The following is a 26,352-nucleotide window of genomic DNA, read 5'->3' on the forward strand; positions in this document are numbered from 1 at the left end:
ATTGAATGTTTATGAATTACAAATCACATCGCTTCATAAAAGAGGCGATGTGATGGATCACATATTAATATTTAAAGTTTAATGATAATACTGCGTTACGACCTTCAGCTTCAGTGCTGTAATGTGGTGAGCTGAGTTTGGTGAAGTAACGTTTGTCCGATAAGTTGTTAAGATTTAACTGTAAATCGACATTTTGATTTACATTGTAGCGTGCCATGGCATCAAAACGTGTATAGGCTGGTGCCCAGCGGTAGTTGGTGTTATCGGCATAGACTTTGTCCATATAAGTTGCACCTGCACCTAGCGTGAACTGTGAAGTGAAGTCATAGGTAGTCCAAAGCGTTGCACTGTGTTTAGGAGTTGTTGGCGTTTGATTGCCGTTTACAGAACCAGTCGGTGAACCTGATACATAGCCGCCATCAATAATTTCCGCATCCAAATAGGTATAGCCCGCAGATACAGCCCAAGCATCAGTAATATTGCCATTGATACCAAGTTCCACACCATCAACACGTGTTTCACCAATGTTACGGCTAATACTTTCATCATCGCTTACACGGGTATTGGTTTTCTCTGTACGGAAGATTGCCGCTGTGAGGTTGGCACGACGATCAAATAGATCCCATTTGGTCCCCAGTTCCATAGTACGCACTTCTTCAGGCTTTAAGTTTTGTGCTGCAACAGAAATACTTTCTGAACCATCACCAAAATCACTGACTGGATTTGAGGCCGTCGCAAAGCTTGTGTAGATCGCAGCTTGTTCAACCGGCTTATAGGTTAAACCAATTTGATAGTTAATAAAGTCATCTTTATTGCTGACTTTGACTGGAGTAGACGACCCACGTTCAGTCACAGTACCGCGGGTGTCAAACTCATCCCAACGCACGCCTAAATCCAGTAACCATTGGGGGGTAATTTCAATATTATCCAGTAAGTAAACAGAGCTTGAATCGGTGTTGATATAGGTTGTTGCACGATTAGCTGTAATAATGTCGTTAAAGGCATCATGTGAATTTGGTGTATATAAGGAGATACACCAACCATTGGATGCAGCACTTAAGCCCAATTTACAAGCATTGGTGTCGATAGCTGAACCACTTGCTGAGCTGATGCTATAGTTACCTTTATCTGTTTCTTGTTTGCTGTATTCAGCACCCATATTGAAATTATGGCTGAATGTACCAGTCTTGAATTTACCTGTTAGTGCCAGTTGGTCGGTAAAGGTCGTGGTGTCAGTAATGCGTGAGTTAGCACGACGCCATACTTGACCATTCGCCACATTACCTTTTGAATCATCAGGCTGTGTCCAGATGTAATCATTTTTAGAACGGCTATATACCGCAGTATTGCTCAGCATGAACTGATCGTTGAGATCATGTTCAAGTTTTAAGCTACCAATATGGTTCTCTTGTTTTTGGAAATCACGCGCTAACCAACCGTAGTAAATCCCTTGTGGCACTGCTACAGGTTTACCATAGGTGCCATTTTTACCTGTAATTGGATTTTTAGTGTAATTAAAGGGCACACCAGAATCCGGCGTATCATCGGATTTCAAGTAGTAATAACTTAAAGTTGTACGTGTTGGGCTACCCAAACCAAGACTTATGCTTGGCGCAATACCTGCACGCTTATATTCGGCACCATTAGCTTGACCGGCTTTTTCATTTTGATGACCGAGTACAGCCACACGTGCTGCAATGCCATTGCCAAAATCTTTATTGGCATCCAATGTGACACGGGCATAGGCATCTGTACCACCAGCTACGGAACCTTCTAAATGATCGCCAGCTTTGGCAACTTTAGAGACCATGTTGATGCTACCACCTGTGGTGCCTGCACCGCCCAGTGCTGAAGCAGAACCTTTGGTGACTTCCACTTGCTCAACGGCAAACATGTCACGGTTTTGTGAGGTGGCACTGCGCACGCCATCGACATACATAGAGCTTTCAGAATTATAACCACGAATAAATGGACGGTCACCATTTGGATTGCCGCCTTCACCCGCACCTAATGTAATACCAGGTACAGTACGTAGCGCATCAGCAAGGGCAGTGATTTGCGTATCTTGCATGAGCTGTTTTGAGATCACTGCAACAGATTTAGGGGTGTCGAGTAGGGGAGCGACAAATTTAGAATTTTTAGATTGATCCACTTTGAAGCTTGCTTGAGATTCAGCCTCCGCTTGAGTGTGAATTGTATCTAGGGCGAGGTCTTCTGCCATGGTTGCGCTGGCCATAACAGAAAGCAGCGCCGATGAAACAATTTTCTTACGGTTTTTGATAAAGGCCATGTGTTACTCAGCAAAAGCAAATATTATGTTTGCGAATAATAATAATTCTTGTTATTTCTCACAGTAATCTAAAATTGGAAATGCCGATTCTCATATTAAGATAAAATGGCAAGTTAAATGTAATAATGTAACAAAATATAAATAAGTCTTTGTATTTAATAAAAATAGAAAAACCCTGCATGAGCAGGGTTTTTGATTGGGATTTTTAATCTAGTTGCTTTGTTGCTCAAAATTTTGTGATTTTGTAAACCTTAGAACTTAAATGTTGTACTTAATTGTACGCGACGACCTTCTTGAGTATTACTGTAACGGTTATAGTAGCTTGAACCTACTTTCTCATAATCGTTAAAGTCTTTATCTAAGACGTTGTACAGTGCTACACCAATGTCCCAATGGTCATTAACATTAAAATTAGAACCAATATGTAGTAGGGTATAGGCTTTATAGTCCCCTAAAGCATCATAGACCGCTTGGTTAGCTGCCGTGAGATTCTCATAGTTTGAGGTAAAACGTGCACGTTCACTACGGTATTCGCCACGCGCCCAAAGGTTAGCAAAGTCAGCCACCTGCCACTTTAACGATGCATTGGCAATATGTTCAGGTGTATCGTTTAATACTGGATTATTCAGTGCTTTATCTTTAATTTCGGTTTGTGTCCAAGTGTAATTAAGTCCTAACTTCCAATTTTCAGCAAAGTTCCAGTTGAGACCTGTTTCAACACCATAAACTTCAGCCTCCTCAGCATTAATTGGACGTGTTACATTCCATGAGTCAGCCTGACCATTATTTGGGTTGTAATCCATGATCCAAGGTGTGCCAATTGAGGCCATGAAGTCCTCACACTCTTGTTTATTGGTATTGGTATTACAACGTAAAGTCGCGTTACCTGTCATAATTTTGTCTTCAATTTGGCTAAAGAACGCTGTGACATTAAAGTCAAAATTATGGTTAGTGGTAAAGTAAGTACCGAGCTCTAAGTTTTTACTGGTTTCAGGTTTTAAGTCCGGATTACCAAAAGATGGTGAACGACCTTGGCTACCCACATTGACCACACCGTCAGTTAAACGTTCTAAACGAGGTGCTTTATAACCTTCGCTATAACCGCCTTTAAACGTCCAGTTATCGTTGGCATTCCAAACTAAATAAGCGCGAGGTGTCCAGAACTCTCCAAAGGTATCATGATCGTCATAACGTAAGCCTAGGGTAAGCGCTAAGTTATCATTAATTGCCCAAGTATCTTCTGCAAATAAGCCAAGTTGTTCAAAGCTCACTTCTTTTTTGACACGTAAACCGTCACGAATACTGGCATCCCACCATTGACCACCAATCGTGAGGTTGTGACCTGCAAGTGCTTGCGTGGTAAATTTCGTATCGAAGATGGTATCTTCACTTTCTAACAGACGTGGCGTAATCGCATCAGACATGCCTTGGGCACGTGCAGGAATAAGACGACCTAAAGTTTCAGTCTCGGTATTAATCAAACTTGATTCAAGTGTCCCTAAGCTATTGCGCCAAGTATGCGCCAAAATCATTTTTTCACGATTATATTCTTGTGCAGCTGCGTAGCCACCATTGGCACCTAGTGTACCCAACTGGCCTTTGCTGTTGTCGTACCATTGCTCTGTTTGTTCATATTCAACAGATAAATCATGGTCAACGTTAGGGGTATACGTTAAGCGAGCACCTAAAGTTTCTAGGTCAGACTTGGTAGGGTTCTGGCCTTGACTTAACTCGGTATTGCTATTTTCATCATCGCTACGTTTGACATCAGATTGTTGACGCTCTGCTTTGCGGGCACGTAATTGTAAGCCCAAGCGATCTTGAATCAGTGGGCCAGTAATATAGCCATCTACAGCATATTGATTACCAAAATCGGAGTAATTGGGTTGAATTGTGCCTTCTAAGCCAATTGAACCTGTCCATTCTGGTGAAACTTTTTTCGTAATAATGTTGACTACACCACCAATAGCATCTGAACCGTAAAGGGTAGACGCTGGACCACGAATCACTTCAATACGTTCAATGGCTGAAATAGGAGGAATAAAACTGTTATTAGACTCACCAAAACCATTTGGGGTGATGTCACCTGTACTATTTTGGCGACGTCCATCAATTAAAACTAAGGTATATTCTGCATCCATACCACGAATACGAATATTTAAGCCGCCTGTTTTCCCCGCTGAAGGGCTAATATCTACCCCTTCGACATCGACCAATGCATCTGCAATAGATGTAATACGCTTGTCTTCTAATTGTTTAGCAGTAATGACTGTAATCGAAGCTGGAGCGTCTTTAATTTTTTGTTCATACCCCGCAGCAGAGACCACAATGGTTTCGAGTTGTTGTGTTGTGGGCTGTACCGTATTGGCTACTACTGGTGTTGCTATAATCCCAAGAATCGCGAATGTAAGAGGGCGAAGATTGAAATGACGCATAGCTGAATTTCCGTATCTATTGAGTGCGTTCTAGAGCAGTTGCTCAAAATTAACCAAGATATTAGTGATAATATTTATCATTTGCAATCAAAATAGTACAAAAAATAAGGGTTCATCGCAGCAAAATGGCCTTGAAAATTAAGAATCCGCCTCAATTAAATAGAAAAATTGCCCCTGAAAAAATGCGGTTTTGTATATATTGAAATGTTGGCATATAATGTGGCACATTTTTTTTTAAACCCTTTCACTAAAATATCGAGGAAGCCATGCAAGTAACTTCTGAAGCGGTTTCGGGCGTTGCCCGTCGTTTAAATGTATCTGTACCGACGAGCCGTATTAACGAGCAGTTTGAAGCTCGCTTGAAACGCACTGCCAAAACTGTAAAGATCAACGGCTTCCGTCAAGGTAAAGTGCCTGTAAACGTTGTACGTCGTGAATATGGCGCGGGTATCTACCAAGAAGTTGTGAACGACATCATTCGTGAAACAGTTTTCGAAGCAATCCAACAAGAAAAAATCAATGCTGTTGGTATGCCAAACATTGAAAAAACTGAGATGAAAGACGACGCGCTTGTATACGAAGCGACTGTTGAAGTTTATCCAGAAGTTGACGTTAAGTTTGAAGGTTTAGAAGTTGAGCGTAAAGCTGCAACTGTAAACGACAAAGACGTTGATCAAATGATCGAAAACCTACAAAAGCAACGCGCAGGTTGGGCTGACACGAAAGGCATGGCGAAAAAAGACATGCAAGTGACTTTCGACTTTGAAGGTTCAATTGATGGCGAGAAGTTCGAAGGCGGTTCTGCTGAAGACTTTAAACTTGTATTAGGTTCAGGTCGTATGATCCCTGGCTTCGAAGATGGCATCATCGGTATGAAGAAAGGCGAAGAGAAAGTAATCGAAGTTACTTTCCCAGAAGATTACCAAGCTGCTAACCTTGCAGGTAAAGCTGCACAGTTCAAAATCACTGTGAAACAAGTTGAAAAACAAAAACTTCCAGAAATCGATGCTGAATTCTTAAAAGTATTTGGCGTTTCTGAAGAGGAAGGCGTTGAAAAACTTAAAGCTGACGTACGTAAAAACATGGAACGCGAAGTGACTAACGGTCTTCGTAACCAAGTAAAAGGCGCAACTTTTGATGCACTTGTAGCTGCGAACGAAATCGAAGTTCCAGAAGCAATGTTAACGCAAGAAATTGACCGTCAACGTCAACAAATGATCCAACAGTTTACTCAGCAGTTTGGTGCTCAAGGTGCGAAAGCATTTGATTCAAGCATGCTTCCTGATGAATTGTTCAAAGAGCAAGCTGAAAAAGCGGTTAAACTTGGCGTATTAGTGAGCAAAGTATTAGCGGACTCTAAATTAGAAGTTGATGCTGCTCGTGTAGATGCTTATATCGCTGACATGGCATCTTCTTACGAAGATCCAAACGAAGTGATCGAATACTTCAACAATGACAAACAACAACGTGCGCAAATCGAAGCTGTTGTTTTAGAAGACCAAGTTGTAGATTTCATTTTAGCTGCTGCTAAAGTAACTGAAACAACTGTAAGCTACGAAGACTTATTGAAAGAGCAACAAGCTCGTCAACAAGGCTAAGTTTTAAGCTTGTAAAAAAGGCGCTCATAGCGCCTTTTTTTTTGCAATTTGTGGTTTTGTCATCTTCACAAAACTTATGCAAAAAACAGTAATGATTTATTTGTGAATCTTTTGCAATTTAATGAATTATCCCTCATATTGTGACTATGAGTGCAGTAACAAAAAATTTTAGGAATAATTAAACTTATGTACGTTCCAACTATTGATAACGCCTTAGTCCCAATGGTGGTAGAACAGTCATCGCGTGGTGAACGTTCTTTTGATATTTATTCACGTTTATTGCGTGAGCGGGTTATTTTCTTAACAGGACAAGTAGAAGACAACATGGCCAACTTAATTGTGGCGCAAATGTTGTTTTTAGAAGCTGAAAACCCAGATAAAGATATTCATTTGTATATCAACTCTCCGGGTGGTTCAGTGACAGCTGGTATGGCAATTTACGATACCATGCAGTTTATTAAACCTGACGTTGTGACTTATTGTATGGGTCAAGCAGCCTCAATGGGCGCATTTTTACTTAATGCTGGTGCGAAAGGTAAACGTTACTGCTTAGAAAACGCGCGTGTCATGATTCACCAACCTTTGGGTGGTTTCCGTGGTCAAGCTTCGGATATCGAAATCCATGCACGCGAAATTTTATTTATTAAAGAACGCCTAAACCGTTTAATGGCTGAACACAGTGGTCAAGATTACGAGAAAGTAGCGCGTGATACTGATCGTGATAACTTTATGACTGCTCAGCAAGCGAAAGAATACGGCTTAGTGGACGAAGTGTTAAGCAAACGTCCATAAGTTCTTCCCTTTTAGATATTGGAGTGAATATGTCCGAACATCCTCAAGGACAAAAGCATTGTTCATTTTGCGGTAAAACGCAGTCTGAAGTCGGGAAACTGATTGCAGGCGAGGACGCGTACATCTGTAATGAATGTGTGGACGTATGCTTAGACCTCGTACAAACCAGCCAACAAGTTGACGCTGGTGATTGGGCAAGCAAACCATTACCAAAACCACATGAAATTCGCGCTGCGCTTGATCAATATGTGATTGGTCAAGATGTTGCCAAGAAAACCTTGTCGGTTGCGGTATATAACCACTACAAACGCTTAAAAGTGACCCATAACGGTCAGAAAAAAGATGATGCAGTGGAAATCGCAAAAAGTAACATTCTGCTTGTAGGTCCTACAGGTTCGGGTAAAACTTTATTGGCGCAAACCCTTGCACGTTTACTGGATGTGCCGTTTGCGATGGCGGATGCCACTACATTAACCGAAGCAGGTTATGTGGGTGAAGACGTTGAAAACATCGTGCAAAAGCTATTACAAAAAGCTGATTACGATGTCGAAAAAGCCCAAAAAGGCATTATCTATATCGACGAAATCGACAAGATCACTCGTAAATCAGAAAATCCATCGATTACGCGTGATGTGTCTGGCGAAGGCGTGCAACAAGCATTGTTAAAAATGATTGAAGGTACGGTTGCCTCAATTCCACCACAAGGTGGTCGTAAACATCCACAGCAAGAGTTTATTCAGGTCGATACCTCAAATATCTTATTTATTTGCGGTGGTGCCTTCTCTGGTCTTGAAAAAATTGTGCAACAACGTCAGGAAAAAGGTGGCATTGGTTTTACTGCAGAAGTGCGTAAAAAGGATGAAACCAAAAAACTTTCTGACTTGTTCCGTCAAGTTGAAGCAACCGACTTGGTTAAATTTGGCTTAATTCCAGAATTTATCGGTCGTTTGCCTGTTATTGCAACCTTAGAAGAGCTAGATGAAGATGCATTATTGCAAATTCTGACAGAGCCTAAAAATGCATTAACCCGTCAATATAAATATTTATTTGAGATGGAAGATGTAGACTTAGTTTTTGAAGAGTCAGCTTTGCGTGCGGTAGCCAAAAAAGCCTTAGACCGTAATACGGGTGCACGTGGTTTACGTTCAATTTTAGAAAATGTACTCCTTGAAACCATGTATGACTTACCGAGTCAAACTGATGTAGGCACAGTTGTCGTAAATGCTGCAGTGATTAACGAGGGCAGTAAGCCTGAGTTTAAAGCTGAGCGCCAAGCCACAACTGAAACTGCTGATGAAGCAAAAACGGACTTAAAATTAGTCAATAAAACCGCCTAATTTTAAAGTTTAAAAAAACGTGCCAATGGGCACGTTTTTTTATTTAGGCTGGTTCATCAATTTTTCTAGAGCTTTGTTTTGCATGACATCTCGACTATTATTTTTGACCTTATCTTCAACTGAAAATTCAACATTTTCGCTGCGAGCATTAACATTATATTTGTATAAAAAAGCGTTGCTTTCATCAATGGCGCGTACATCAACAAAAGGTGTGGTGTAGTTTTTTAAAGTTAAGGTGAGAGTAGTATTGGGTTTAATGACTTGATTTTCGGAAAGTAAATTGTCTTGCCATGTTCCACTATTACTTGCACTGACATAAATTGCCTGAAGATTTAACAAGGTCTGGTTATGAATTCGCAGCATTAAATCTGCGGCAAGCGTGGGTAGGGTATACAACAATGTACAGAGTAAAATGATAATTTTAGACATCTTACTGCGCCTTTTGATCCGATCCATGAGTAATCTATTTTATGGTTAAAAAAAATCCAATTCTATTTTTATCAGATAAAAGGCACAGTGCTTAACTAGCCAGACTTTTATTTTGAATTGGGAATAATTTTAGGGAGAGATGAATTTATAATGCGATCTTGCGCTTTAAAATAAACTCGGTCTGTTTGTGCATTTACTCGATAGCGATAGTAAAAATCTCCTTGTGCATCAATAGCGCGAATATCAAAGTAGGGGCTATCGTAATCGGTGAGAGTGAGGCTGAGCTGTCCATCATGTTCTAAAAATTCATTTTCATCGAGTAAATCCTCTTCCCAAGTTTGATCTTGTACATTACTAACATAAATATAATGCAAATCTTGCTGGGTTTGGTTGTGAATTTCCAAAATGTATTCTTTTGCCCACACACAACAGCTTATCGGTAATATAAGCAAAGCAATGATTAATTTTGCCATGGTTGAAGCGCCTCAATCCTTAAAGCGTTAGGATGAGTGTATGACGAAATCTCAACATGGATGGTTATATTTAAGTAAAAAAAAGCGCCTCTTTAGGCGCTTTTTTTACAGTCAATTATTGCGCAGCAGCATCAACCACTGGAATCTTACCAATTTTTGCTTGCCAGATTTTTGGTGCAGTGGCATGTACAGAAGTACCATTTACGTCAACTGCCACAGAAACAGGCATGTCTTTCACTACAAACTTGTAGATTGCTTCCATACCAAGATCAGCAAAGGCAACCACTTCCGCTTCACGGATTGCTTTCGATACTAAGTATGCCGCACCACCTACAGCCATGAGGTAAGTCGCTTTATTGTCTTTGATCGCTTCAACCGCAGCAGGACCACGATCCGCTTTACCGATCATACCGAACATGCCGGTTGCTTCTAAGACTTGACGGGTGAACTTATCCATACGTGTTGCAGTCGTTGGACCTGCAGGACCTACAACTTCGTCGCCTACAGGATCAACAGGACCTACGTAGTAGATGAACTTGCCTTTCAGATCAACTGGCAGTTCTTCACCATTGTTGAGCATGTCAACCATACGTTTGTGTGCAGCGTCACGACCTGTATAGATTGTACCGTTAAGCAGTAATGTATCACCTGGTTTCCAAGCGTTCATTTCTTCTTGGGTGATGTTGTCTAAGTCAACACGCTTAGATGTTGAAGAATCCCAAGTTACTTCTGGGTAGTCTTCAAGTTTAGGCGCGATGATGTTGGCAACACCAGTACCATCAAGCGTGAAGTGTGCATGACGTGTTGCAGCACAGTTTGGAATCATACCCACTGGTTTGCCCGCAGCGTGACATGGATAATCTTTGATTTTGATGTCTAGAACTGTGGTTAAACCACCAAGACCTTGCGCACCAATACCCAGTGCGTTTACTTTTTCGAAGAGTTCGATACGAAGTTCTTCAAGTTTAGACTGTGGACCACGACGAAGAAGTTCGTCCATGTTGATCTCTTCCATGAGTGCTTCTTTGGCAAGCATCATGGCTTTTTCAGCAGTACCACCGATCCCGATACCGAGCATACCTGGTGGACACCAGCCTGCACCCATGGTTGGTACAGTTTTGAGTACCCAATCTACTATTGAGTCAGATGGGTTTAGCATCGCAAGTTTAGATTTGTTTTCTGAACCGCCACCTTTTGCTGCAACAGTGATATCTACTTTGTTACCTGGAACAAGTTTGTGGTAGATCACAGCAGGGGTATTATCTTTGGTATTTTTACGACCAAAAGCAGGATCAGCAAGAACAGATGCACGAAGAACGTTTGAGTTTTCTAAGTAACCTTGGCGTACACCTTCGTTAATCGCATCGTCTAGGCTCATGGTTAAATCAAATTTAACATCCATACCCACTTCAACGAATACGTTGACGATACCAGTATCTTGGCAGATTGGGCGGTGGCCTTCTGCACACATACGAGAGTTAATTAAGATTTGTGCAATTGCATCTTTAGCAGCTTTGTTTTCTTCACGGTCATACGCACGGCTCATCGCTTGGATGAAGTCTTGTGGATGGTAGTAAGAAATAAACTGAAGCGCATCTTTAACCGATGTGATCAAGTCATCTTGCTTGATAATAGTTGTCATATCAAATATCTCTTGAGCGGGCTGTTAGCTAGCGGGCTAAATTATAAGACAAAAAATTGCTGCTGTGGGTGTTTTGGGCGAAAGTTTAATAGCTAGCCCTATAGAGATGAAATTACAAAAAAAATGTCATATTAAGTTCAAAAAAATGTCATAAAAATATAAAGTAAAATCTGAAATTTATAGTAAGTATTTGAATTATATTAACTTAGATTAAATTTGGGTTTGTGTTTCATTGTCATATAACTGTCATAAAACTTTTGGATAATGGCAGCCATTCAAGTTAAGGTGTTTCTTTCATGACAGTTACAAGTATTCTTATGGTTGTTGGTTTTAGTGTTTATATCGCAGCAACGTGGATGTACGGTCAAAAAGAAGATCAAGCTTAAGCTTTATCTTCTTTTTTTAATTTGATAATAATAAAAATCGTCACAATCTTTTCTGTTTAGTTCTCGTTTTCTGTCTCTATTTCGCGTTATGCTGCTATTGAACACCTCATTTTTAAAGGTGATGCTATGCGTAAAATAATCTCTATTTTTATCTTCATATTGTGGCTTAACCCAAGCTATGCCGAGCAAACTCAAGACCAAACCAAAGAACAAGCAGTAGCGCCAAAACCTACGATAAAAGAGCAACCGCATCCAACGCCTATTCATCCTTGTGCACCGCTTGAGCAGTGTATGCCACCGAGTTACTAATTTAACGATGAAGTACACGCTACGATAGATAATTGTTGTTTTGATTAAGTTATTTGCTAATAATCTGAGATTTTATGACTTGATGAAATAAAACGATGACGACATTTAAAAAAGTACAATTTATTCCTTGGTTACCAGAATTTGAATTGGGGAATGGCTATGATATTTTAAAGCAAGATCAAGCTGCATCTGCACTGTGTGAAGGTTATGAAAATTTAATTGAGAGAGTAGAGTGGCGTGCTGATTTACCTGCGAAACTTACGATTGATTATGACTATGTAAGTAGTATTGAAGAACTAGAAGATTTTTTTAGTGCTGAAATCTCTGCTCAAGCCAATGTTTATGGTGTTTCTGTAGGTGCAGAAGCCTCTGTGGCGAAAAAGGTATCTGTAAAAAAGAATACCGTAAGTGCGATTGTAAAAATTCATAAGGTTTGGCCGCAACCTGAACGTTTAAAAGGCGAAAAATTTAACTCAGAAACCCTGTTAGATCCTAATTTCACTGAAAGCTATGGCGATTACTACATTCATGGTCATAACTACTCAGCGACAGCTTATTTTATTTATACCATTGAGCATGAAGATAAAGATTCAGCTTTAGAAGCTGCTATAGGCTTAAATTTAGAAAGCAAATTTTCAGGGGCAGGTGGTAGCTTAAATATAGAAGCAAAAACCAGTGAAAAGGAAAGTAAGCAAAAAGTTAAAGTAAATATTATTTGTGAGGGAGTTGGCGATTTAAAAGATTTTGATTTAACAGATCCAACAAAAAATATTAGTGGTTTTTTATCTAGCCTAAGCCCACTATACGCACAAGCTGAACTTAAACATTACAGCATGTTAAATCCAAAAGTTGCGATGCCTGAGATTGATCTACACCTTGTCGATGAAATTCGCGATCTCAACATTAAGCTGAGTGCATTAAAGGCAACCATTATTAATTTGTTACAATTGAGTATAGCGAAGTCTGAAAAAGATCAACTGAAATTAATTAATAAGGTGATTAGCAATACGCAACGGGAGTTAAATAACAATATTAATTTAATCTTACGTCGAACAATTTCATTGGAAATTTATAACGATAAGCTCAATAGCCAACTCGAACTTGTTGCACCGATTCGTGCCGCCTTGATTAGTGCACATGAAGATGAATTAAAAAATGTAATTGAACAAAAAGCCCAGCAGCTTGCACAAAAACAATTAGAAGATAAGCAAAAAGCTGAGTTAGAGCAGAAAAAAGCAGTATTGGCAAAAATTCTGGCTTTAAAGGAGAGTCTACCTACAGGTAAAGAGGCTTGGAAAGAAGTAGGTAAAGGTGAAAGTTGTCGTATTATTTATGGTGCAGAAGCGATTCGCTTAGCCAGAGATGCTGGTATTACAACAGATGTATTAGTAGAAAATAAAAAGTCGAGCAGTTCTTTTGCGTCTTATACTCAAGATAATTTTGAATTTCGTTTAAAAGATATGTTTGATGAATACATTCTTTTGGGCTTCGAATTGAAATCAAACTGGACAGATGGTACTGGTGGATCTTGGAAAAATAGTGGTGATGAAAAAATCATTGGTCGGAATACCAAAGGTAAAATCTCAATTTCTAGTTTACTGAGCCGAGGTTTTGATTGGTCGATTACTTGGTACTATATTCCAAGCTACGAATGTAAAAAATTGAACTAAACTAAAAAAAACCATCCTATACGAATATAGGATGGTTGCGCGGAGAACAGGGTAAAGCCGAAGCTTTGATTAAACCGCAGCTAAAGCATCAACTGTGGCAGCGGCTTGTTGTTCGGCTTGAATGGCAGTTAGTGCAATGGTAAACACAATATCATCGACCAAGGCACCACGCGATAAATCATTTACTGGTTTATTTAAACCTTGCAGCATTGGACCAACACTCACCACATTGGCAGAGCGTTGTACTGCTTTATAGGTGGTATTACCAGTGTTTAAGTCTGGGAAAATAAACACATTAGCACGACCCGCAACATCTGAATTTGGTGCTTTAGAACGACCTACGCTTTCAACAGAAGCTGCGTCATATTGTAATGGGCCATCAATAAGTAAATCAGGACGACGCTCTTTGGCAATACGGGTCGCTTCTGCCACTTTCTCTACATCGGCCCCTGCGCCTGAAGTACCTGTAGAATAGGAAATCATGGCAATACGCGGGTCAATACCAAAGGCTTTGGCTGAATCTGCTGATTGAATTGCGATTTCTGCCAATTGTTCGGCATTTGGATCTGGATTAATTGCACAGTCGCCATAGACATACACTTCATCTGGCAGCAGCATAAAGAACACGGATGATACCAATGAATAATCAGGTGCTGTTTTAATCAGTTGAAAGGCAGGGCGAACCGTATTAGCAGTGGTATGTACCGCGCCTGAAACTAAACCATCCACATGATTGAGCGCGAGCATCATGGTGCCCAGTACCACAGTATCTTGTAGTTGCTCATCAGCCTGCAAAGCATCGAGTTTGCCTTTACGTAAGCTCACCATTGGCTCGACATAGTCTGCACGAATTGTATCTGGGTCGATAATTTCTAAACCGACAGGCAATTCAACACCGCGGGCTTTGGCCACTTCAGCAACAGCTTCAGGTTTAGCCAGTAATACACATTGGGCAATGCCACGTGCTTGACAAATAGCAGCGGCTTCGATGGTACGTGGCTCATCGCCTTCAGGCAGCACAATACGTTTTTTGGCATGAATGGATTTTTGCACCAATTCATGACGGAAAGCCGATGGAGACAAACGCGGTTTTTGCGTATTACTGACTAACTGGTTAATCCATTCTGGATCTAAATGACTGCCGACAAAATGTGTCACTTGCTCGGCACGACTCGTATCATCTTGTGGAATTTCATTACAGAAACTACGGATTTTTTGTACAGTTTCAAAGGCAGTTAAATCTGTGTGCAAAATAGCTAAGTCTGATTTATGGCTTTGGCAGAAGTTTAAGATCGCGGTGCTTGGTGCTTGTTGTTCTGTTAAGACTACGCCTGCTAAAGGTGTACCGTTTTGATTGGCCAATTGGGCAGCAAGTAGGGCATCGACACGGTCTGCCGCGCTAATGATCAGCTCACCTGCGACAAATTTTTGTAGCTCATTGCCAATATTGCCGCTAATCAGACTGCTATTTAGCACGCGGCGCTGTACTTCGCCTTGATTGAGCCAAGTGGCTTGAATATGCTGGGCTAAATCAGAAATACGCGGCACGCTTAAAGTGTTGCTAAAAGGCACCAAACCAATAATCGGTAGCGTTTTGTTGCCAATATGCGCGTGACTGCGTTGTAGGGCTTGGGCAAAATGAGCAGTTTCAGCCACTAAGCGTAAGCTTGGATCTAAAGTCACAGGAATATGCGCATCATTTAAACCTTTAGTACGCATAAACAGTACGCCAGCGGCACGATCTAAAGCAAAATGACGTAACTGACTTTGTACTTGATCAGCAGTATGTTTGGCATCGTTTAAGTCTGCATTGGAGACAATCACAACTTTGGCATCTAAAGCTTGGGCCAATTGTGCATTGAGCTGACTGGCAAAACTATCACGCCCATTAGGCACAAGACCTTCAGCAATAATGATGTCATGTTTTTTGCTGATTTCACGCTGTAAACGTACCGCATCTTCAAGCAGCTCATCAGTTTGACCTGAGGCTAAACGCGAGGTAAGCGCTGCATAAGAAATCGGTTCTACAGTCTCGCTTTGGCTAATATGACGATAAAGCGCGGTGCTGCTGTCGTTTGAGGCATTGGCATCTTGTGAAAAGGCTTTTAAAAATCCTGCTTTAATGCCTTGGCATTCTAAAGCATAAACAAGACCTAAACAGGCTGAGGTTAAGCCTACGCCTTCTGCGGTTGGAACCAGTAAAATCGTTTTCATCTTTATATCTATCAATTTTAAGTGATGGCCAGATGGAGTAGGGCTTAAGCCACTACTGCATCTTGTTCAATCTTTTTTGTTGTGGTCAACTCAGTAACAACATGCTCAGTTTCTTTGGCAATGCGACCCTCTTCATCGGTTGGTACTACCCAAATTTGTGGGCCTGTACCCGCATCAATACGACCTTCAGTACCACGTTTTAAGTTGTTGTTGGCATCTACGCTTAAGTTAAAACCAAAGTGTGGTAGGTAGCCTAAAGTTTTTTCGCGGATATAAGCTGAGTTTTCACCAATCCCACCCGTAAAGAACAGCCCATCGACGCGTGGTAAACCACAGCTTAAAGCAGCTAAAGATTTAGCGAGGCGGTAGCAGAACACTTCAATGGCTAAAGTGGCATCTTCATTGCCTTGCTCAGAAGCTTCAATCAGTGTACGCATGTCATTGGATAAATTAGACAAACCTAATAAGCCTGATTGGCTATTGAGCATTTTGTCAATTTTATAGATATCCCAACCTAAGTTGGCTTCTAAGAAACGGTGTAAACTTGGGTCTACATCACCACTACGTGTACCCATGACTAAACCTTCAAGTGGGGTTAAGCCCATAGAGGTATCTACTGATTGACCGTTCCAAATTGCACAGGTTGAGCTACCATTGCCTAAATGTGCTGTTAACCAACCACCTTGTTTAAAACTACCTGCCAGTTCTGAACCGCGATCTGATACATAGGCATGGCTGGTACCATGGAAGCCATAACGACGCACGTTATGTTCGGTGTATAAGAATTTAGGAACCGCATAGCGATAGGCATGTGCTGGCATGGTTTGGTGGAAAGCGGTATCAAATACCGCTACTTGTGGTAAATCTGGGAATAAACGTTTGGTCGCTTCAATCCCAACTAAATGCGCAGGATTGTGTAATGGCGCAAGTGGTGTTGCTTGACGAATTTTGTCGATGATGTCATCGGTAATTAGTTCAGCTTGAGTGAGTGTGCCACCGTGAACAATACGGTGACCAATGGCATCTGGTTTATGATTAGCAAGACGCGATAAACCCACTTCTAAGGCTTCTTTATGGTCAGCATTTGGAATTTTGATGTCAACAGGTTCATTCCCTAAAGTCACACCTTTAATACGCGCTTCAGGCGTACCTAAGTTTTCAGCAAGGCCATGAATTCGGAAATTTTGATCTTTAAGCAATAAAGCAAATTTAATGGAAGAAGATCCGCAATTGATAATAAGAATTGAGTTAGGCATGGCGTATTCCTTGACTTGCGATTTTAGTATTAGCTTGTTGTCATCCTCATGATCAAAAATGCTGATTTCTTGATCATGTTGCTAGTTGTATCACGCTTGTTTTTAGACTCATAGATAGACTTTAGGTGATTAGACTTAAGGCTTATCGACGCCATGCTTAATCATAATTAATATTTATTAGTTAAAAGTTTTCATTTTCTCAGGAAATGAAGATACAGCCCTTAGGCGTATTTTGTATGTAAAATAGACAGAATGCGTCATTTTTTTGCTAAATTTTCATTTTTAGCCGCTTCATTACGTCTAATCAAAACATAAGCCAATAGCGTGACCATAAAAAATACCAACATCATCCATGCTAAACCTTGTAAGGTCTCGACAATGGTACGATAAATTTCTAGTACCCATCTTTCTTGCGTCAAACTGATGATGGTGGCTTGTTTTTGATCAACATCGTAATGCATAGGTGTAATATATTTTTCCATATCATAGATACGAATTCCTGAGGATGTACCCACCACAAGACCCGCAAAGAAGGTGTATTTACCCCATGCTGTGTAAATAGGGTCTTGGATAATGCGCGCTAAGATGGATTCAATTGAACTTTTAAAGAGTCGCATGATGCTATAAGACAAACCAAGCGCCAATACAAAGGTCACAATCACTAAACTGTAAAACATGCTGCTGATCCTGTACTTTTTTATGGTTATGCCATGAAAGTGAAGTTATGACTGTTGAACAGAAGTAAAAAAGCCCGCAATTGCGGGCTTTTTCTTAAAGATGGATTACTGACGAATTTGTCCGTCACCAAACACCACCCATTTTTGTGATGTTAAACCTTCAAGACCCACTGGGCCACGGGCATGAATTTTATCGGTTGAAATACCAATTTCAGCACCTAAACCATATTCAAAACCATCGGCAAAACGTGTTGATGCGTTAATCATCACTGAGCTTGAATCAACACGCGCTAAGAATTGACGTGCAAGGCTAAAGTTTTCCGTAATAATTGAATCGGTATGATGTGAGCCATATTGATTAATATGCTCAATCGCTTCATCCATACCTGATACCACTTTTACCGCTAAAATTGGCCCAAGATATTCTTCATACCAATCTTCTTCTGTTGCAGCAATAACGCTGTCACCTAAAATACGACGTGTGATCGGGCAACCGCGGAGTTCAACTTGTTTCTCGGCATAGAGTTCGGCAATCCGTGGCAAGAATTCTTCGGCAACTTTTTCATCGACCAATAAACTTTCCATGGCATTGCATACGCCATAACGATGGGTTTTGGCATTTAAAGCAATCGGCAGGGCTTTTTGTAAATCGGCTTGTGCTTCTACAAATACATGGCAATTACCATCTAAATGTTTGATAACTGGAATACGGGCTTCTTCAGTAATACGTTCGATTAAGCCCTTACCACCACGTGGCACGATCACATCGACATATTCATTCATGGTAATAAGCTGACCGACCGCAGCACGGTCAGTGGTGTTAATCACCTGTACCGCATGTTCAGGTAGACCTGCTGCTTTTAAGCCGTGTTGTACCGCACTGGCAATGGCTTGGTTGGATTCAAGTGCTTCTGAACCACCGCGTAAAATAATGGCGTTACCTGATTTTAACGCTAAAGATGCAGCTTCTAGGGTCACGTTGGGACGTGACTCATAGATCATGCCCACAACACCTAAAGGTACGCGCATTTTACCAAGTTGAATGCCTGAAGGGCGGAAGGCTAAATCGGTAATTTCGCCAATGGGGTCGGTTAAGCTAATGACATCTTTTAAACCCTGCAACATACCGTCAAAGCGTGCGGGGGTAAGTTCTAAACGATCAAGTAGCGCGCTATCTAAGTTATTGTTATGCGCTTTGGTCATATCAATGTGGTTGGCTGCTAAAATTGCGGCTTCATTGTTTTTGAGAGCCGTATAAATTGCAGATAACGCAGCGTTTTTGCTTTGGGTAGACGCACTCGCTAACATGCGTGATGCTTGGCGTGCTTGTTGTCCTACCGTTTGCATATAATGTTCAATAGAATCTTGCATAGCGGTTTGATCAGTTAAAAAATACCCATTGATAGTAGCAGGTCTAGGGATTGAGATTGAAGTATTTCGTGAAAAATTATTGCGATACATTTACTTATAAAAAAAGGAATAGCATAGCTATTCCTTTTAAGATTACACTGCTGCGTTTTTAAAGGTCGTGATGCGATCATGTACTTCACGCCATGTTGTACCTAAATCGAGTTCTGTATCAATACTAAGCTTTGGAATATCACCACGCATACGTTCTAAACGCGCTTGGTTTGGCAGGGCTAAGTGTTCAATCCCTTGTAATGCAAGCAATTGTGCAGCACGGTCATTACAGACTAAGCCCATGTCACAACCGGCTTTGAGTGCCGCTTGAATACGCGCATCAGCACCGCCAGCCACACATGCCGCTTGCATGCTTAAGTCATCTGAGAACAGTACCCCATCAAATTGCAGCTTTTCACGCAAGATACGTTGTAACCAAAATTCTGAAAAACCAGCTGGATTAGCATCGACTTTTGGATAAATTACATGTGCAGGCATTAATGCATCGAGTTGATCTTGTAACTGCACAAAAGTTTGCATATCGTGTGCTTCAATTTCGGCAAAACTACGTTCATCAATCGCGGCAGCGACATGAGAATCGGCTTTGACTGAGCCGTGACCGGGGAAGTGTTTACCTGTGCTGGCCATGCCTGCACGGCGCATTCCGCTTAAAAAGGCTTTGGCAAGGGCAATAATATCTTGTGGATTCTTGGCAAAGGCACGATCACCAATCACATCACTAATGTCGTTAATGTCTAAGACTGGCGCAAAGCTAAAGTCGATACCAACAGCCAAGACTTCAGTCGCCATCAGCCAGCCACACTCTTCACATAAGCTTAAAGCGCGCTCTGGCTCGGTTTGATACAGTTCGCCAAAACGACCCATGGCAGGTAATAAAGTAAAACCACTTTTAAGACGTTGCACGCGACCGCCTTCTTGATCGACGGCAATTAAAATATCAGGACGAATTTGGCGCATATGATCAGTCAAAGCACGTACTTGGGCTGGTGATTCAATATTGCGTCCAAATAAAATCATGCCACCCACTTGTGGGTGTTGTAACAGTTCAATATCTTCTGTATTTAATGTTGTGCCTGCAATATCAAGCATCAAGGCGCCGATCATAGCGATGTCCGTGTTAGAATTTTCAAATAAATAGAACTGCATTGTGCAATGATTTGCTACAGTTTGTCAGCACAGATTATGATAAAACTACACGATAAACACAGATTGAATCTCGTAGCATATGTTGCATTCGTTTGCAGTCATGCCTGATCCAAAAGAAGGAAAACTTTATAAATTATGAAACTTCAAACCATCGCGTGTGCAGTTGCCGTTGCAACTGGTGGATTCTTCTTCACTCATGTGGTCAGTGAAGCGCTTGCAGCCAATGAAACGAGTGTGAGCCAAGCGGCAAACCAAATTCAGCCTACCCAAGAACAAGCTTTAGTGACGCGTCAATTGGCAACATTGGTCGATCGTCAACATTATTTAAACCAGCGCTTAGATGCGGATACGTCTAAGCGTATTTTTGACTTTTATATCGACAGCTTAGATGCCGATCACTCCTTATTTTTAAAAGATGAAGTGGCAGCATATAAGCAAAAATATGCGGCCAATTTAGGCGCTGCTTTGAAAGCAGGTGATTTAAGCGGGCCTTACGAAATTCATGCGCTGTATCGCGAACGTTTAACTGAGTTTTATCAGTTTATGTTGGCAGAACTCAAAAAACCGCAAAACTTAAAACAAAAAGGCGTGTTTATTGATACCGACCGTGAAAAAGCGCCGTTCTTTAACAGCAAAGCTGAGCAACAAGCTTACTGGCGTAAAATGTTGGTCTCTCAGCTGATTAACTTAACTTTAAGCCGTGAAGAAGAACAAGCCAAACAAAAGGCTTTAAAAGAAAATCCAAGTTTAGCCAATGGACAAGATCTGTCTGGCCCTGAAGATTTAAGCCCAGAGCAGACCTTAACCAAGCGTTATACTCGTCAGTTAGAGCGGGTCAGTCGTCTCAAAAGCGATGATGTGTTAGATAAAGCCCTCAATGCCATGACCTTGACTTATGATCCACATAGTAACTATTTCCCACCGCTAGATGCCATTGAGCTAAATCGTCAAACCTCTTTACAGTTAGAGGGGATTGGGGTCTCGATCCGTCCAGATCGTAGTAACGAAGATTACACCAAGATTGAAACCATTGTAGAAGGTGGACCTGCGAGTAAATCAGGTCAGGTCAAATCGGGTGATCGGATTATTGGGGTTGGCCAAGAAGGCGAAAAAATTATTGATGTGATTGGTTGGCCAAGTAAAGAAGTCGTGGGCTTAATTCGTGGTAAACGTGGTACCAAAGTCAATTTACGTTTATTAGGGCCAGGGGCTTCTTTAAGTCAAGCACGTGTGGTGACTTTAACCCGTGATGTGATTCAAGAGGAAGATGCAGGGGTACGTAGTCGTACGGTACAAATTAGCCGTGATGGCAAGCAACATACTTTTGGCGTCATTGAGATTCCATCATTTTACTTAAACTATCGTGCGCGCCGTGCCGGTGATCAATATCGCTCAGTTTCTGAAGATACCAACAATGCTTTAAAGGCACTGGCGGCTCAAAACGTGGCCGGTATTATTATTGACTTACGTAATAACCCCGGTGGTTCACTCGAAGAAGTAGCACGTATGCTAGGGCAAGTGATTAAATCGGGTCCGGTGGTACAAATCCGTGATGGCAATGGCAATGTCAGTGTCTTTGAAGACAATGATGGCGGGCGACAAACCTATGCAGGTCCACTTGCGGTGATGATTAACTTAGCTTCAGCATCGGCCAGTGAAATTTACTCAGCTGCGATTCAAGATTATGAACGTGGTATTGTGATTGGTAGTCCAACCACAGGTAAAGGTACGGCACAAGTCCAACTGGATAGTTTGGCCTATGGTCAAGCCACGCTTACCCAGCGTAAGTTCTACCGTATTACTGGGGGAAGTACCCAAAATAAAGGCGTGATTCCAGACATTAAATTAGTTGATATTTACAATGAAGAGTTTGGTGAACGTAAGGCCAAAAATGCACTTGAGTGGGATACCATTGCCACTGCGCCATTTAAACGTGAAGGGTCGGTGCAGCCTTATGTTGCACAGCTGGCGAAAAGCTCACAAGTACGTGTGAACCTTGATCCACAGTTTAAATATCTAGAGCAGCGTAAAGCTTTGGCCAAAAAAGCTGAAGAGAAAAAACGTGTGGTGCTCGATTTAGATCAACGCCGTGCTGAACTGCTTGATTTAGAGCAAAAAACACTGGCGGCTGAGAATGCTCGCCGTAGTGCTACAGGGCAAAAACCTTATAGCAATTGGGAGAGTTATCAAGCCTCAATTGAAGCTTTAGCAGAAGCACGTGCCAAAATGAAAGTTGCACAGCGTCCAGCTCTGCCTGAAGAAGAGGTCTTTGTAATTGAGTCAGCACATGTACTGTTGGACTATGCTGCATTGCAGAAAAAAACACCTGCTAAAAACTAATCTTTAATTACGTATTCTAAAAAAGTCGAGTTTGCTCGGCTTTTTTTGATTTTAAGCAATAAATTGGAGTAAAAACTCTAATAATGCCTAAAAAAGCGGCAAATCCGTGCCCTCAATAATCGCTTGCTACTTGACCTCAATGCCGAAGTGTTAGATTCTTGACGCACTTATTTGTCTAACAAAAAACTTGTAGTATGCGTCTACATTTGGGGAAGTTTTTCGTGCAGTGTTTTGACTGCAGCCTAGACAAATCAAGCCTATGGAAATAAATGATGGTACATGTCCATTACAACCTAAGTCTGGTGACAGGCTCAGCGATTGTGGCTTTAGTGGTGTGTTATTTTGCCATTTCAATTGAACAGTTGCTTTTTAAAGGCTTACGTAAAGAGCTACAAAAAATTGTTTTGCTCGTGAGCGGTGCAATCTTAGGTGCAGCCATTTGGTGTATGCATTTTATGGGTATGCTTGCCTGTAATTTTCCTGCGCCGTATACGATCGATTATTTATTCACCATCGCTTCATATGTCATTGCATTTTTTGCTTCTACCCTTGCCATTTGGCTGAATACGCGAGAAAAATTATCACTGGTTCGTTTGGTACTCGGCTCATTTTTAATGGGCATCGCCATCACAGGGATGCACTATGTCGGTATGCTTGGGGTGGTGGTCGAAGGGCATAAAGCCTATTACAATTTGCTGTTGGTGCTGCTTTCATTTTTAATTGCTATTAGCGGTACAGGCCTGACCTTTTGGCTGTCATTTAAATACAAGCAAAAAGTACGTCATCAAGCGATCTTTCGTTTTTTAATTGCCTTGATGTTAGCAATTTCTATTATTGGTATGCATTATTCGGGCATGGCAGCGGTGCAATGGTTCCCTGTCAGTCATCGCGTTTTTCAAAGTTTGCTGGCCTCTGAACAGGGCATTTTGCTATTTAGTGTGATCTTTGTGACCAGCTTAATTTTGCTAGCAGCATTCGCTGTGGCGATTATGGATCAGCGGCTTGAAGAACGTAGCCTGCAACTGTTTAAGCTCAATCAGCAATTGGCTAATCAGGCTTTACTAGATAGTTTAACCCAGCTACCAAACCGTTCTTTTTTAAATGAATATGCGAAAAGTCTATTTAGCTATCATCAGTATCATCATCATAAATTAGCTTTTTTATATATTGATTTAGACCAATTTAAAACGGTCAACGATGGCTTTGGGCATCATGTAGGTGATCAATTGCTGGTACAGATGACTGCGCGTATTCATCGTAATTTGTCGGAAAATGAAAAGTTGCTGCGCATTGGCGGCGATGAATTTTTACTGATTATTGAACGCGCCAACATTGAACATACGATTAAACTGGCTGAACACATTCTGCTGGCGATACAAGAGCGATTTTTAATTGCGTGGAAGGAAATCAATGTTTCGGCCAGTATTGGCATCGCGATTTATCCTGAGCATGGGCAAAATTTACAAGATTTATTAATGAATGCCGATGCAGCCATGCTGACCTCTAAGTTTCAAGGCCGTAATACCTATTCAATTTATAATTACAGTCTTGAGCAGCAAGATATTAAGAGTCAAAGTAAACTGATTAACGATTTATATAAAGCAGTGGAAGAACAACAGTTTACCTTGTTTTATCAGCCTAAATTTAATTGTAAAGATCAAAGTATTTGTGGGGTTGAGGCGTTAATTCGTTGGCAGCATCCACATTTAGGCTTGCTTGGCCCGCATATGTTTATCCGCGGCGCTGAACAGACTGGCTTAATTATTCAAATGGGCTATTGGGTGATTGAAGAAGCGCTCAAACAAATCCAAGTTTGGGAGCAACAAGGGCGCAATTACTTCCCCATTGCAGTGAATTTATCTGCAGTGCAATTTGAACATAAAAATCTATTTTCGACCTTAGAACAACTGTTTAGCCAATATCCTGTCAATCCAAAGCATTTGATGTTGGAGGTGACCGAATCGACAGCCATGCATCATATTGAAACCAGTATTCAAAGCTTTAAACGCTTGCGTGCCATGGGCATTCAACTGTCAATTGATGATTTCGGCACGGGGCATTCTAGTTTCTTGTATCTCAAAAACTTACCCGTCAATGAGCTGAAAATCGATCGTGGTTTTATTTTAGATTTAAAAGAAAACTCTAAAGATGAAATGATTGTGGAAAGTATTATTCAGCTGGCGAAAAAATTAGGTTTATTGGTCACGGTAGAAGGTGTTGAACATCAAGAACAGGCTGATATTTTAAGTCGTTTGGGTTGTCAGCAATTACAAGGGTATTTACTGGCGCGTCCTATGCCGATTGAGCAGCTTGAAAGCATGGCATTGCCCACTCTTCGTTCATAAACGCTAAGAATGCATAAAAAAAGAGCACATTATTGACAGCAATTTAAGCTTAAATGCCCTTTTTTTGTTCGCTTTACTTGGCCCCAGACGTGTTGGTCTTAGAACAGATTAGGTTGCCTACCTTACTCATTTAATTTAACCAGATGGTTAAATTTTTGTAATAAGTTAATATATTTCAATTATTTGTTTATTTTCATTTGAAATTTCATTGTTACGATAAAGCCTTTGGCACAGAAATTGAATTGATACCCCCAGAAAAAACAAATATCTATTCATGGGGTTTCATTATGTGGCATAACACGACAGCATCAAAATCACTACTTGCAGCCGCAGTCGCTGCTGCAATGTTTATGACAGGTTGCTCTAAATCAGAAAATAACGCTGCACCTGCAGCTGACAATAAAACACCTGTGCAAGCCAGTAGTAACGACAGCATTAAAGTGGGCATCTTACATTCTTTGTCAGGCACGATGGCAATTTCAGAAACATCGCTGAAAGACACGGCGTTAATGACCATTAATGAAATTAACGCCAATGGTGGGGTGCTGGGCAAAAAGCTTGAACCTGTAATTGTAGATCCAGCCTCAGATTGGCCTTTGTTTGCGGAGCGTGCGCGGCAATTGGTCACTCAAGATAAAGTCGCGGTGATTTTTGGTGCTTGGACATCGGTATCGCGTAAATCGGTGTTGCCGGTGGTTGAAGAGTTAAACGCCTTATTATTTTATCCGGTGCAATACGAAGGCCAAGAGCAGTCTAAAAATATTTTTTATACTGGCGCGGCACCTAATCAACAAGCCATTCCAGCTGTTGAGTATTTGATGAGTGAAGAGGGTGGCAAGGCTGAGCGTTTTGTCTTATTAGGCACTGATTATGTTTATCCACGTACCACCAATAAAATCTTACGTGCTTTCTTAAAATCCAAAGGCGTCGCGGATGCCGACATCATGGAAGAATACACCCCATTTGGACACAGCAATTACCAAACGATTGTTAGTAATATCAAAAAATTCTCTGCGGGTAAAAAGACGGCAGTGATCTCCACTATTAATGGGGATTCCAATGTCCCGTTTTATCGTGAATTAGGAAATCAGGGCATTAAAGCCGCTGATATTCCAGTGATGGCCTTTTCGGTAGGTGAAGAAGAATTACGCGGTATTGATACCAAACCACTGGTGGGTCATTTGGCGGCATGGAACTATTTTATGTCGGTTAAAAATTCAAGTAATCAGGAGTTTACTAATAAATACAAACAGTTTGCAGTGGAATATAAATTACCAAATGCCGATAAAGTGGTGACCAATGATCCAATGGAAGCAACCTATGTAGGCATCCATATGTGGAAGCAAGCAGTGGAAAAAGCGGGCACAACCGATGTCGATCAAGTCCGCGAAGCCATGAAAGGTCAAACCTTTGCTGCGCCATCGGGCTATAACTTAAAAATGGATGAAACCAATCACCATTTACATAAACCAGTCATGATTGGTGAGATTCGTGCCGATGGTCAATTTGATGTGGTCTATAAAACCCCAAATACCATTCAAGCTGAGCCATGGAGCCCCTATATCCCTAAATAATTTAAGCGTTTAGCCCA

Annotated in this window: 18 protein-coding genes; 8 read left to right on the forward strand and 10 right to left on the reverse strand. The window is 41.1% G+C overall.

Annotated elements, in window-relative coordinates:
- Positions 1 to 64: 64 nt before the first annotated feature.
- Both AC5YCD_RS04365 and AC5YCD_RS04370 read right to left on the reverse strand, forming a co-directional pair.
- Positions 65 to 2,290 (reverse strand): TonB-dependent receptor, encoded by a 2,226-nt coding sequence (locus tag AC5YCD_RS04365; RefSeq protein ID WP_496128861.1) that lies wholly within the window; start codon positions 2,288 to 2,290, stop codon positions 65 to 67.
- A gap of 251 nt (positions 2,291 to 2,541) precedes the next feature.
- On the reverse strand, positions 2,542 to 4,725 hold the full coding sequence (locus tag AC5YCD_RS04370; RefSeq protein WP_496128862.1) for a TonB-dependent receptor domain-containing protein: 2,184 nt from the start codon (positions 4,723 to 4,725) through the stop codon (positions 2,542 to 2,544).
- Positions 4,726 to 4,991: 266 nt separating this feature from the next.
- On the opposite strand from AC5YCD_RS04370, the gene tig reads away from it, so the two are divergent.
- From tig to clpX, 3 genes are all read left to right on the forward strand, one after another.
- Positions 4,992 to 6,323: a trigger factor gene (gene tig, locus AC5YCD_RS04375; RefSeq protein WP_496128863.1), complete on the forward strand. Its 1,332-nt coding sequence runs from the start codon at positions 4,992 to 4,994 to the stop codon at positions 6,321 to 6,323.
- A 186-nt stretch (positions 6,324 to 6,509) separates the two neighbouring features.
- Positions 6,510 to 7,115: an ATP-dependent Clp endopeptidase proteolytic subunit ClpP gene (gene clpP / locus AC5YCD_RS04380; RefSeq protein WP_122899998.1), complete on the forward strand. Its 606-nt coding sequence runs from the start codon at positions 6,510 to 6,512 to the stop codon at positions 7,113 to 7,115.
- Positions 7,116 to 7,144: 29 nt separating this feature from the next.
- Entirely contained in the window at positions 7,145 to 8,452 is a 1,308-nt protein-coding gene (gene clpX, locus AC5YCD_RS04385; protein WP_496128864.1) for an ATP-dependent protease ATP-binding subunit ClpX, read from the forward strand.
- Positions 8,453 to 8,491: 39 nt separating this feature from the next.
- Here the strand turns inward: clpX and AC5YCD_RS04390 are convergent, their stop codons facing one another.
- The 3 genes from AC5YCD_RS04390 to AC5YCD_RS04400 form a co-directional block, all read right to left on the reverse strand.
- On the reverse strand, positions 8,492 to 8,881 hold the full coding sequence (locus tag AC5YCD_RS04390) for a hypothetical protein (RefSeq protein WP_496128865.1): 390 nt from the start codon (positions 8,879 to 8,881) through the stop codon (positions 8,492 to 8,494).
- Between the two features lie 107 nt (positions 8,882 to 8,988).
- Positions 8,989 to 9,354: a hypothetical protein gene (locus AC5YCD_RS04395; RefSeq protein ID WP_496128866.1), complete on the reverse strand. Its 366-nt coding sequence runs from the start codon at positions 9,352 to 9,354 to the stop codon at positions 8,989 to 8,991.
- 115 nt (positions 9,355 to 9,469) lie between these two features.
- Entirely contained in the window at positions 9,470 to 10,996 is a 1,527-nt protein-coding gene (locus AC5YCD_RS04400; RefSeq protein WP_496128867.1) for a fumarate hydratase, read from the reverse strand.
- Between the two features lie 512 nt (positions 10,997 to 11,508).
- Here AC5YCD_RS04400 and AC5YCD_RS04405 point away from each other — a divergent pair.
- On the forward strand, positions 11,509 to 11,691 hold the full coding sequence (locus tag AC5YCD_RS04405; RefSeq protein ID WP_496128868.1) for a hypothetical protein: 183 nt from the start codon (positions 11,509 to 11,511) through the stop codon (positions 11,689 to 11,691).
- 95 nt (positions 11,692 to 11,786) lie between these two features.
- Positions 11,787 to 13,361, forward strand: coding sequence for a hypothetical protein (locus tag AC5YCD_RS04410; protein ID WP_496128869.1), 1,575 nt, complete (start codon positions 11,787 to 11,789; stop codon positions 13,359 to 13,361).
- Between the two features lie 69 nt (positions 13,362 to 13,430).
- Here the strand turns inward: AC5YCD_RS04410 and pta are convergent, their stop codons facing one another.
- The 5 genes from pta to nagZ form a co-directional block, all read right to left on the reverse strand.
- Entirely contained in the window at positions 13,431 to 15,575 is a 2,145-nt protein-coding gene (gene pta, locus AC5YCD_RS04415; protein ID WP_496128870.1) for a phosphate acetyltransferase, read from the reverse strand.
- 44 nt (positions 15,576 to 15,619) lie between these two features.
- Positions 15,620 to 16,831, reverse strand: a complete 1,212-nt coding sequence (locus AC5YCD_RS04420) for an acetate/propionate family kinase (protein ID WP_496128871.1) — start codon at positions 16,829 to 16,831, stop codon at positions 15,620 to 15,622.
- 257 nt (positions 16,832 to 17,088) lie between these two features.
- Positions 17,089 to 17,508, reverse strand: a complete 420-nt coding sequence (locus AC5YCD_RS04425) for a hypothetical protein (protein ID WP_496128872.1) — start codon at positions 17,506 to 17,508, stop codon at positions 17,089 to 17,091.
- Positions 17,509 to 17,613: 105 nt separating this feature from the next.
- Positions 17,614 to 18,879 (reverse strand): glutamate-5-semialdehyde dehydrogenase, encoded by a 1,266-nt coding sequence (locus AC5YCD_RS04430; protein ID WP_496128873.1) that lies wholly within the window; start codon positions 18,877 to 18,879, stop codon positions 17,614 to 17,616.
- A 132-nt stretch (positions 18,880 to 19,011) separates the two neighbouring features.
- Positions 19,012 to 20,034 carry a beta-N-acetylhexosaminidase gene (gene nagZ, locus AC5YCD_RS04435; RefSeq protein ID WP_496128874.1) on the reverse strand — a complete coding sequence of 341 codons (1,023 nt, stop codon included), beginning with the start codon at positions 20,032 to 20,034 and terminating at the stop codon, positions 19,012 to 19,014.
- A gap of 177 nt (positions 20,035 to 20,211) precedes the next feature.
- Here nagZ and AC5YCD_RS04440 point away from each other — a divergent pair, with 177 nt between their 5' ends.
- The 3 genes from AC5YCD_RS04440 to urtA all read left to right on the forward strand — a co-directional run bounded on the left by AC5YCD_RS04440 (position 20,212) and on the right by urtA (position 26,335).
- Positions 20,212 to 22,416, forward strand: coding sequence for a carboxy terminal-processing peptidase (locus AC5YCD_RS04440; protein ID WP_496128875.1), 2,205 nt, complete (start codon positions 20,212 to 20,214; stop codon positions 22,414 to 22,416).
- A gap of 272 nt (positions 22,417 to 22,688) precedes the next feature.
- Positions 22,689 to 24,761, forward strand: a complete 2,073-nt coding sequence (locus AC5YCD_RS04445; RefSeq protein ID WP_496128994.1) for a bifunctional diguanylate cyclase/phosphodiesterase — start codon at positions 22,689 to 22,691, stop codon at positions 24,759 to 24,761.
- Positions 24,762 to 25,105: 344 nt separating this feature from the next.
- Positions 25,106 to 26,335, forward strand: coding sequence for an urea ABC transporter substrate-binding protein (gene urtA, locus AC5YCD_RS04450; RefSeq protein WP_496128995.1), 1,230 nt, complete (start codon positions 25,106 to 25,108; stop codon positions 26,333 to 26,335).
- Positions 26,336 to 26,352 lie beyond the last annotated feature (17 nt).

The sequence above is a fragment of the Acinetobacter sp. CY05 genome (genome assembly GCF_059515805.1).